Raw genomic sequence first — 3,483 nt, forward strand, 5'->3', positions numbered from 1 at the left:
GATGAGATTTCCATACACCTTGTGTGTGAGAGGCCCCCAGCCAGACCACTGGGTTGATAGGCCGGATGTGGAAGCGAGGACTAACGACTCGTGAAGCTGACCGGTACTAATAGGCCGATAACTTACACCACACACCACCCCGCAAACCCATTCAAAAGGGGTTTGCACCCAGGGGTGGTACAAAGAAACAAGACTGCTTGCGTCCACTATGTGGTTCCCAAACAACAAACCCGTTGCTTGAGGAACAAAACCACAACCAAATAACAACACCACACATGTTGTAACACCAGATTTCCCACCCCCGGCCCGGCCGGCAGGGTGCGGACACAGGGTTACGGCGGTCATAGCGTGGGGGAAACGCCCGGTCCCATCCCGAACCCGGAAGCTAAGACCCACAGCGCCGATGGTACTGCACCCGGGAGGGTGTGGGAGAGTAGGTCACCGCCGGAACACCATTCAGGTCGAGGACCCCCAACCAACGTTGGGGGTCCTCCCGCATTTAACCCCCAAACGGAATCAGCTGACCGGCCCCTGGAAGGCCGGGAGGGAGGCCGCCCCAACCACTAGGACGCCCCCACCTCCCGCACGCTGCCTCAACGCCGCACAAGCCGGCGGGGCATCCCAACCGGGCGCCGCCGTCGAACATCCGATACGTGAGGGTGCGTCACCGTAGGAGGCTCTGTGTAGGTCGCCGTCGGAACGCATGCACGTCGAGGACCCCCAACCACATTGGGGGTCCTCCTGCATTTAAGCCCCCAAACAGACAGGTGGCCAGAGTCGGAACAGCATCATGAGTAATGCGACTATGGGTCACCGGTACGCTTCGTTGAAGATCCATTGGGCGCGAAGAAGGGCACGCTCCGTGAACCCTTTTGTGGCCAGCGGGCAATACATAGTGTGAGCACAGACAACGACATCATCAGGCGGTCCCGGGACAGCCCCGCAGTTTTCGGGGAGTTGTACGACAGACACGCTTCAGTCATCTACAGGTACGCCGCCAGAAGGGCCGGTGACTCCGCCGCCGACGACGTCACGTCCGAAACCTTTCTGGTCGCCTGGGAACAGCTGGATACCTACGACCTCGGCAGGGACGACGCCCGGCCCTGGCTGTTCGGCATCGCCACCAATCTGCTCCGGCGGCACCACCGTGCCGAAGCCAAGATGCTGAAAACCGCGGCCAAAGCGGCTTCGCGGGAATCCGTGGCCGATGCCTCGGACAGGATTGCCGCCCAGATGGACGCCGTTGTGGCGACCGGGCGTATCGCCGGCACCCTAAAGTCCATGGCTGCCATCGACCGCGAAACGTTGCTGCTCTATGCCTGGGCTGACCTGACGTATGAAGGCATCGCCCTGGCCATGGACGTCCCTGTCGGAACCGTGCGGTCCCGCTTGAACCGTGCACGCCGGACTCTGCGGATCCAGCTCAACCTCGAAATACTTGATGAAACGGAGAACGACCATGGACGACTTGCAGCTGCTCCGCGAAATGCGTAGCGACATCGGCTCCGCCCCGCCGGCCACATTGGCACGTGGCCGCGAGAAAGTCATGGCAAAGATCGGCCCGGCTTCCACCTTCGTGGCAACGTCAGGCGCGCATGCCAAAGACACTGTCAGCCCGATCCGTTTCCGCCGACGTGTCCTGATCGCTTCGGCAGCTGCGACTCTGCTCGTGGGCGGAATCGTAGTGGCGGACGTTGTAAGGCCTGGTGGGCCGGGGGCAACCGCTGAAGCAGCCGAGGTCCTGAACGACGCCGCGGTAGCAACCATCCGGACCTCCGACCCGGTGGTGGGACCCGGCCAGTACCTCAAAATCGAGACGACGGAGCTCACCGGCGGAGGCATGCGAGCGGCCGATGGAAGTGACATGTCCTGGCAGGAAACGACGGGTGGGCAGGTCTATGTTCCGGCAGACAGGGAAGGGGAATGGGTCTGGAACCGTGAAGAGCGTGTCCCCCTTGAGTCCTCCAGTGAAGCCGCCAAGGCCGCAGCAGCCGAGATACGGAAACGGAATGCCTCATCACTGTGGCCGGAAGGGCAGCCCAGGCCGGTCGGGATTCAGCGTGCCCCCGGAGGTGCCTTCTACGGGAACGAGCCAACAGTCATTATCGGCACACCCCTCAAGGACGCCGGCAGTCTGCCCAGGGATCCACGGGCTCTGCTGGACATCATCTACGAGCGGACAAAAGGCGCCGGGAAGTCTCCTGAAGCAGAGGCATTCGTTACGATCGCGGACGGCCTGCGCACCGGAGTCGTCCCCGCCGACCTTCGCGCCGCCCTCTACATGGCCGCTGGCCTCATCCCCGGCGTCATCGTCGGCGACAGGCAGGCAACAGTCGACGGCAGAACGGGGATCGCCATCGGCGTCCCGTCTCCCGACGGAGGAACGAGGACGGACATCATCATCGATCCCACCTCGGGACTGGTGATCGGGGAACAAGACGTACTGCTGAAGGACTATCCTGGCTCTCCCGCCGGGACAGTCTCGACCTGGACATCCGTGAAGACGTCCGTGGTGAACGCTGCGCCCTAGGCTGCTAACAACCGAGGGATGACCGCCAAGGGGCGGCCATCCCTCGGTACGCCGCGAGCCACAGCCGGGTGGGCTTAGCGAGTGCACTGCTGAATGATTCATCGACGCGAAGCTGGTTCATGGCCCGGCTCCGTGGAGTGACGCGGCGGGTCGGGCCGGCCGCCCAATGCCTGGCCTCCCATTGCGGCCGGCCGCCGATGCGAATACCACGGCGTATCCGAAGGCAGGGTCGGTTCGGGACAGACTGCCGGCGGGGTTGTTCTTTTGGTGGTGTCGGGCGGTCCGGGGTGTGGACCACCCCTGTCCGGTTCCGTGGTGGTGATGCACGGCATAGTGCTGGTTTGCGGGGCGGGGCCGGTGGTGGGGTGTGTGGTGGGTGGTTTTGGGCTGTGGTGGCGGGGTTTTTGGGTGGTGGGGCGGGTGTGGGGGGTGGAGTTGCGGCGGGGGCCGGGTGGGTGTATTGTTTTCTAAGTCGCCGCGAGGGAGACCAGCGCAAAGCTGGGAACCGGAGGCGGCCAATCCCCTAAATTTCAAGACCGGATCTGGTCGGCGTTTTGTGCGCTCCGGGTTCGGGCGGGGGCGGGTCGGATGGTTTGTGGGTCGCGGAAACGCTGATTTGCAAAGCGGTCCGGACTCGGGTAAGTTTGAAAAGTTGCTCCGGAGCGATCCTCGACCGAATGTTGGTTGTGGTGGTGCCGGGTGTGTCTGTTGTTTGAGAACTCAATAGTGTGCCAAGTTTGTTGATACCAATTTATTGTATTGAATTGGTTGAATTGACTGGATTGCGCCACCCCGTGGTGTGGTCTGGTTTTTACAGCTGGTTTCAAATTTTGTGCAGCGTGTGCATCCCGTTTTCCCGGGGGCGCATGTTGTGTCTGTTTTACTTCAACGGAGAGTTTGATCCTGGCTCAGGATGAACGCTGGCGGCGTGCTTAACACATGCAAGTCGAACG

General features: G+C 62.1%; 2 protein-coding genes and 3 rRNA genes. All 5 read left to right on the plus strand.

Annotated features, from left to right (window positions below):
* Positions 1 to 131: ribosomal RNA gene (locus AC1DZQ_RS22410) — 23S ribosomal RNA — on the plus strand; the annotation flags it as partial.
* 202 nt (positions 132 to 333) lie between these two features.
* Positions 334 to 450 (plus strand): 5S ribosomal RNA (rrf, locus tag AC1DZQ_RS22415).
* 447 nt (positions 451 to 897) lie between these two features.
* Positions 898 to 1,494 carry an RNA polymerase sigma factor gene (locus AC1DZQ_RS22420; protein ID WP_476965562.1) on the plus strand — a complete coding sequence of 199 codons (597 nt, stop codon included), beginning with the start codon at positions 898 to 900 and terminating at the stop codon, positions 1,492 to 1,494.
* Complete coding sequence (locus AC1DZQ_RS22425) at positions 1,460 to 2,530, plus strand: CU044_5270 family protein (protein ID WP_476965563.1); 1,071 nt, start codon at positions 1,460 to 1,462, stop codon at positions 2,528 to 2,530. Before AC1DZQ_RS22420 ends, AC1DZQ_RS22425 begins: the two co-directional genes overlap by 35 nt.
* Positions 2,531 to 3,415: 885 nt before the next feature.
* Positions 3,416 to 3,483 (plus strand): 16S ribosomal RNA (locus AC1DZQ_RS22430); the annotation flags it as partial.

This window comes from Arthrobacter sp. P1_C12_2 (assembly GCF_056406415.1).

Excerpts from the sequence above, each read along its gene's own strand:
- AC1DZQ_RS22425 (WP_476965563.1), top strand. The coding sequence starts at position 1,460 with ATGGACGACTTGCAGCTGCTCCGCGAAATGCGTAGCGACATCGGCTCC.